This is a genomic window from Frankia sp. ACN1ag (assembly GCF_001414035.1).
Classification (GTDB): Bacteria; Actinomycetota; Actinomycetes; order Frankiales; family Frankiaceae; genus Frankia; species Frankia torreyi.
Genome location: NZ_LJPA01000054.1, coordinates 24,445 through 30,909 on the forward strand (window position 1 = coordinate 24,445; position 6,465 = coordinate 30,909).

At 69.2% G+C, this 6,465-nt stretch carries 5 protein-coding genes and 1 pseudogene; 3 read left to right on the plus strand and 3 right to left on the minus strand.

Annotation, left to right across the window (positions count from 1 at the left end):
• Positions 1-17: 17 nt before the first annotated feature.
• Both UK82_RS29070 and UK82_RS29075 read right to left on the minus strand, forming a co-directional pair.
• Positions 18-998: a cytochrome P450 gene (locus UK82_RS29070; RefSeq protein WP_161849184.1), complete on the minus strand. Its 981-nt coding sequence runs from the start codon at positions 996-998 to the stop codon at positions 18-20.
• 865 nt (positions 999-1,863) lie between these two features.
• The gene (locus tag UK82_RS29075) at positions 1,864-2,106 is read right to left on the minus strand and encodes a hypothetical protein (RefSeq protein ID WP_044887991.1); all 243 of its coding nucleotides are present in this window, start codon (positions 2,104-2,106) and stop codon (positions 1,864-1,866) included.
• Positions 2,107-2,710: 604 nt separating this feature from the next.
• Between UK82_RS29075 and UK82_RS29080 the strand changes: the two genes are divergently transcribed.
• On the plus strand, positions 2,711-3,964 hold the full coding sequence (locus tag UK82_RS29080; RefSeq protein WP_044887992.1) for a cytochrome P450: 1,254 nt from the start codon (positions 2,711-2,713) through the stop codon (positions 3,962-3,964).
• A gap of 345 nt (positions 3,965-4,309) precedes the next feature.
• Positions 4,310-4,999: a hypothetical protein gene (locus UK82_RS29085; protein WP_236706576.1), complete on the plus strand. Its 690-nt coding sequence runs from the start codon at positions 4,310-4,312 to the stop codon at positions 4,997-4,999.
• A 232-nt stretch (positions 5,000-5,231) separates the two neighbouring features.
• Here UK82_RS29085 and UK82_RS29090 read toward each other — a convergent pair.
• Positions 5,232-6,112, minus strand: a pseudogene (locus UK82_RS29090) (MFS transporter); the annotation flags it as partial.
• 78 nt (positions 6,113-6,190) lie between these two features.
• Between UK82_RS29090 and UK82_RS29095 the strand changes: the two are divergent.
• Positions 6,191-6,465: helix-turn-helix domain-containing protein (locus tag UK82_RS29095; protein ID WP_152990066.1), on the plus strand; the 275-nt coding region annotated here is incomplete at its 3' end.

Sequence of the window (6,465 nt, forward strand, 5' to 3'; positions counted from 1 at the left end):
CAGTGAAAGTCGATTGTCTACCAGACGACCGGAAGGCCGGTGAGTCCGACGCCATAGCTTCCCTCGGACCACGGTAGCTCGGCCGGCGGAACCGCCAGTCGCAGGTTCGGGAAACGGTCGAGCAGTGCATTCAGCGTCAGCTCCAGCTCGACCCGAGCGAGATGAACGCCCAGGCAGTAGTGCCGACCGGCACCGAACTGCATCGTCGAATGCGTCTTCGGCCGGTCGAACCTGATCTGCTCGGGATCGGGAAAGACCGCCGGGTCGTGCCCGGCCGCGACCAGGGGCGTGAAGACTCCCTGCCCGGCCCGGATGACTCCGGATCCCGAGGTCAGCTCGACGTCCGCAGTGGCCAGCCGAATGAGACCGGTGGTGCCGCCGCCCGGCGGATTGTGCCGCAGAAGCTCCTCGATCGCCGCCGGCACCAGTGACCGGTCGGCGAGCAACGCCGCCCAGTGCTGCCGCTGGGACAGCAGGCTGAACAACGACCGGCTGATGGCATTGGCGATGGTTTCGTTCCCACCAATAATCAGCATCCGGATCATCGAGATGAGTTCGTTCTCGGAAAGTCGATCCTCAACGTCGTGGGCGTTGATGATGTGATCGATCAAACTGTCTCCCGGCTCTGCCCGCTTCCGCTCGACCAGGGCCCGCGCGTAATCCGAGAAGTCGTTCGCGGCGCGGTCCAGGTCCTCGCGGGGCAACGCGAAGGAAAGCCACGCGGAGACCCATTCAAGAAGCTGCTCGCCGTCCTCCTCGGGCACACCGAGAATCTGCGATATGAACCGTGTCGGCAGCAGTCGGGCGAACGTCATGAGATCGGCTGGATGGCCCCCGCTCTCCACGTCGTCGAGCAGCCGGTCGATAATCTTGGAGATCTCCGGACGAGCCTGTTCCGCCCGTCGGGGAGTGAACGCGGAGGCAACGATCCGGCGAAGCCTAAGGTGATCTTCGCCATGCATGTTGAGCAGGATCGTCGGATCCTCCAGCAGGAGCATGTTGTGGAACAGCCGCGGCGCGTCCGGGGACGACAGATCCCGGGTGAAGTTTTTGTCATCCGACATGATCTGCTGGATGTCGGCGTGCCTGACGGCGACAAGCGCGGGATCGCCGGTGGGCAGGACGACCTCGCTCAGCGGACATTCCGACCGTCGGCGAGCAAATTCCGGTGGTGCCGTGGCCATAGGCCCGTCCGGGAACGGGAATGGCATCGGGGCGCCTGACGCCCCTGAAGAGTCAGACATTCAGAACTCCTCTGCGCCGAACGTTGCAACCAGCTGACACAGAGAAATTAGGAGGGCTGTCTTGGGTCTCGCTAAAGCGGCGCTCACTGACGATCCATCGGCTCGGCGGAGCGGGCCGCCGGCCGCCGACTGCCGACCACCAGCCGCACGCAGGCGCGGCTGCCGTCGCAACGAGCCGGGACAGGCAGCTCGTCGGTCCGCACCCGGGTGACGCGCCGCAGTGGCCCGTCGACGACCTGAGGGGGACTCAGCGTAGTGCGCGGTTCCGACCGCCCTCCCGGCGGGTGGGGGACCACGGGCATGTGGCTTGAGCAGGCCCGGAAGACGATAAACAGCCGCGATGCGCGGCAGGTTCGAGGAGTTCGCCGCGGACTTCTCGTCGGCGGTGGCCGGGTCACAGGCTCGCGGGACGTGGGCGATGCCGTGCTCCGGTTGCTCCTGGCTGGCGCCAGCCGGGACATCGTTGACGGCCTCGATGTGGAGGAGATCTCCCGCGAGGAGCTTGGCCAAGGCCGTGACAGCACGATGGTGCCATCACTGCGGCGGTGGAGACCGGGCCGAGAATCGTCCCTGCCTCACGAGCGCGCCCAGCGAGTGTCGTCCTGCAAAGACGGGCTGTTCAGGTGGCTGACGCGGCGACCATGCGAAAGCTGGCAACGGCTCGGCCACGCGACCGTGAGTACCAGTCGCCGGCCATGGTCTGGCTGACGATGCGAGCCCGGTACTCGCCATCAAGGTCGATGGAACGCGGCCCCCTGCTGGCATATCCCTCCTCGGTCCAGACGATATCCACCTGGTTATTTGACGTGAGCTCAACCCGGCCGGTCACCTTGGTACGCGGCTGGCTGCCGGGGTAGCTCATGACGGCAGTGAACGTGTTGTCCTGCCACTCATCGATCAGGAGCTCGAGTGAATTCCATGCCGCTCACGCCGCTGATTCCATGCACGGCGGGACTGCTGCGTCGTCCGGCTCCTTGATCGAGCAGGGGAATCTCGTCCCTCTCCGTGCGGAAGAACCGTTCGGTGTAGGCGTTCGCCGGCGGAGTCCGGGGTGGACGGCGCCGGCAGTCGGACACTCCCGGTGGTGGGCGGGATCCGCCAAGCGGCGAAGACACGGCTCGTGGCACCGGACGCAACAGATCTCCGCGATCGCACTCGGCTCCGTCGCGAAACATCCGAGTTCACGAAATCCGCAACACCAAGATCCCGCTTAGAATCCGATCGGTCGATTCGGACTACCTATTTGACATCGCTGGTCGGGTGTGGCCACAATCTTGATGAAATTCGTCGGCGGAGAATCCCTTGGAGATTCATGGGCTGTTGACGACCCGACCAATTAGGTTACCGGTGCGTGCTGTCTCACCGGTCCAGTTCTTTCCTCGGCACGCGATCGGTCCGGCAGCGGCGACCGGTCCCGCAGGACCGGGTCGGGACGAACATGTACGCGTAGACAAGGAGCTGCCGATATGGCCACCGCCTCGACCTCGAACCCGGCCAGCGGGCGGCGCTCGCCGCTGCTGGTGGCCTTCGACGCCGCACGCCAGGCGGATCCCTACCCCACCTACCGGGCCATCCGCGAGGCTGACCCGTTGGCCGGGTATGACATGGCGGGCCACCGGGTGACCCTGGTGACCCGACACGGCGACACCGCCGCCGTGCTCCAGGACCCCGCCTTCGGGCACGGTTACAAGGAGAACATCAGTCCTTTCCGTCCCGACGGCGACGCCGATGACGGGCTGGAGTCGCTCCTGCGGTCCGATCCGCCAGATCACACGCGGCTACGTCGACTGGTCAGCAGGACGTTCACTCCCGGCACCCTCGCCGAGCTTGCCCCCGACATCACGTCCTTCGTCACCGGGCTGCTGGACGCGGCGCTGGAGGCCGGTGAGATCGACGCGATCAGCGCACTGGCCCGGCCTGTGCCGACCCGCATGATATGTCGGCTGCTCGGCGTCCCGGCCGCGGACGAAAAGATATTCGGGGAATGGGCGGAGACGCTGATTCGCGGCATCGATCCGGACTTTCTGCTGACTCCCGATGAAATCACCGGGCGCCGTCGGGCGGCCCGGGAACTGGATGCCTATTTCCGGGACCTCATCGCGCGCGTCCGGGTCAGGCCGGGCACCGATCTCGTCAGCCAGCTCGTCGCGATCCACCTCGGGGAGGACGCGCTGACCGAAAGCGAGGTCCTCGCGCTCTGCGCCGTGCTGTTGGTGGCCGGGCACGAGACGACGGTCAACCTTATCGGCGGCGGAGTCCTCGCCCTCGTGCAGCACCCCGACCAGCTGGCACTGCTGCGCGCGGACCCCGGTCTCGTCCCCGCTGCGGTCGAGGAGATGCTGCGGCACGACTGTCCGGTTCAGTTCATCCCGCGGACGGCGTTGCGTGACACCGAGGTCGGTGGACGGGAGTTCCGCCGAGGTGAGGGCGCCATGCTGCTCGTCGGTTCGGCGAACCGTGATCCGGACGCGTTCGACGAGCCCGACCGTTTCCTGGTCGCCCGCTACGCGGGACCCACTCCGGCCGCGCGCCACTTCGGGTTCGGGACAGGTATCCACTACTGCCTCGGCGCCCCCCTGGCCCGCATGGAGGCGGAGATCATCTTTCGTCTGCTCCTCGAGCGCACCAGCGAGCTCGCTCTGATCGGGAGCACGCCGACATACCGAAACCAGAGCATCATCCGCGGGCTGCAGACGCTCCCCCTTCGGCTCGCCGCCTGACAGCGAGGAGGTAGGCGACGTCCCGATGGGACAAGGCCCCGGATGGGACAAGGCATAGCGTCGGGCACCACCGCACCGCCAGGTCGTCGGGTGTCGGACAGGGCGGGAGGTCGCGGGCGGCGGGCAGCTTACAGTCCGCGGGTCGGGTCACGTGTCGACTCGGCGGGACCTGGCCGGGAGGCGGACGTGTGGGCAGGCAGGACGGGTCGGCGAGAGGCCGGCGTGCGCTGGTGGGCGGCCGTCTTCGTGGCGGCGTCGGTGACGGCGCTCGCGGGCTGTGCCAGCGAGGGGCGGACTGGCGCGCAGGCGGCTGTGACGACGCCGCCGGCTGTGACGACGCCGGCTGTGTCCACCGCAAGGACGGTCCCGACGGCGACGACGGTCCCGACCGCGACGACGGTTTCGGCCGCGGGGACAGGCGCCGGGGCGGGAAGCTCGGGGGCGGCCGGCGCGCGCGGCGGCCCGGTGACTCGGCTGGTCAACCTGGCCCCGGTCGACCGCCGCGGACAACCGGCGAGGGGCTGGACCGTCGACGGGCGCGATGATGATCCGGACGCGCCGATCGACTGCGGCGACACCAGCCAGGCGTACCCGTCACCGGCCGCCGTCAGCGGCGACATCTACCTCTGTTCGCCCAGCGCCGCCGCCGCCGATGCCTGCTGGCCGACACCCCAGGCCCGCCGGATGCTCTGCCTGCGCGACCCCTACTCGGCCACGCTCACCGCGCTCACGGCCCAGTCGCTCGTCGCCAGAGTCTCCCCGCCCAGGAACCCCGTCCCGTTCGGCCTGGTCTTGGCCAACGGGGACCGCTGCCGGCTGCGCGACGGCGGCGCCTGGGGATCCCCGGAGAACCATCCGGGCTATGTCGGCTACTACTCCTGCGGCCCGCGCGACATCGTGTGGGCGTCTCAGAACTCGCCCACCGGCGGCATCGACAGGACCAGCAGACGTTGGACCGTCCTGGTCGGAGACGTCACCGGCCCCCTGGCCACCGTCCCCGTCACTGCGGCCGACTTCGTCACCACCGCCCCCTGAACGGCCCTCTGGCCGGCGAATGGCCGGCGAACCTTCACGTGGGTCTCGTCGAGGGACCACCTGTCTCCAGGTCGGTGGGAGAGCTGGTCCCGGATGCGCGAGCGCCAGGCGCGACCGGCTCTCTCGATCACAAGGTCGTCGTCACCGTCCGGACTCATGCTGCCGAGCAGNGCGAGCGGCTGCGGCCCCGGCGGCCGTGGAAGGGCCTGAGTCCATCAGCGGCCGCGGCTGNCCGGGCGCTGGTCCTGCTGACGCTGGTTCTGCTGACACTGGTTCTGCTGGCGCTGGGCCCGTAGGCGCTGTGGCCACTGGCGTGGCGGCGGTCCGGGGTCGTCGTTCCGGGGCGGTGGTGGCGATGAGGGCGAGCCCTGCTGCGGCGAGTACGGCGGCCGTGGCCGGAATCGTGGCCGCCCCGGCCGCGTCGAGGGTCACGCCGCCGAGCGCGGCGCCGAGGGCGCTGCCGAGGTAGATCGCCGATCCGTTGAGCCCGAGGGCGACGGTGGCGACGTCCGGGGCGACGACGAACAGCCGGTGCTGCTGCGGCGTGATCGACAGTCCCTGGAAGGCGCCGACGGCGAGCAGGACGGCCAGCGCCGCGCCGTACTCCTCGCGGGCCGGCACCAGCACGGCGAACGACGCGGCGAGCCCGGCGACGGCGACCAGCAGCACTCCCAGCGCGCCGCGACCGTCGACCAGGCGTCCCACCAGCCGGTTTCCGGTCAGGCTGCCCAGCCCGAACGCGAGCAGTATCACCACGAGCCGGCCATCGGTGTCGGCCATGCCCAGGACGACCGGCAGATAGGAGATCAGCAGGATTGGCGGCGCGACCACCGCGACCGTCGCGAGCAGAACCAGGAGTACCGCGGGCCGGGTCAGCACGCCCAGCCGGGCGCGCATGTTCGTCGGTGGGACGTGGGCCCGGGGCAGCAGGGGCACGCAGAACGCGGTGAGCGCCGCGAGTGCCGTGATGACCCACAGCACCGCTCGCCAGCCGAACCACTGCCCGGCCAGGACGCCGAAGGGCACCCCGAGCACCGTCGAGAGCGAGGTCCCCGCGGTGACGGCGGCCAGCGCGCGGCCGCGCCGCCGGCCGTCGGCGAGCATGCCGGCCATGACGTAGTGCAACGTTCCTCAAGGCCGGGGTAGATCGGGTGGGTCGGGGTATCACCGTGTTTTGGTGAGGAGCACGTCATGCCGACTTTCCTGTCCGCGCGGCTCCCGGGTGATCCGGCCGAGGAGCAGAAGATCTGCCAGCTGGCTGGGGCCCGGCACGCTCCGGCCGACTGGATCCTGCGTGCCCGGATCATCATGGCCAGCTGGTCGGGCAACCACGTCCCCCAGATCGCCGCCGCGGTGGGCTGCCACCCCAAGACGGTGCGCCTGTGGCTGCACCGGTTCAACACCGACGGCCTGGACGGGCTGGCCGACCAGCCGATCCCCGGACGCCCACGGCGGATCACCGAGAC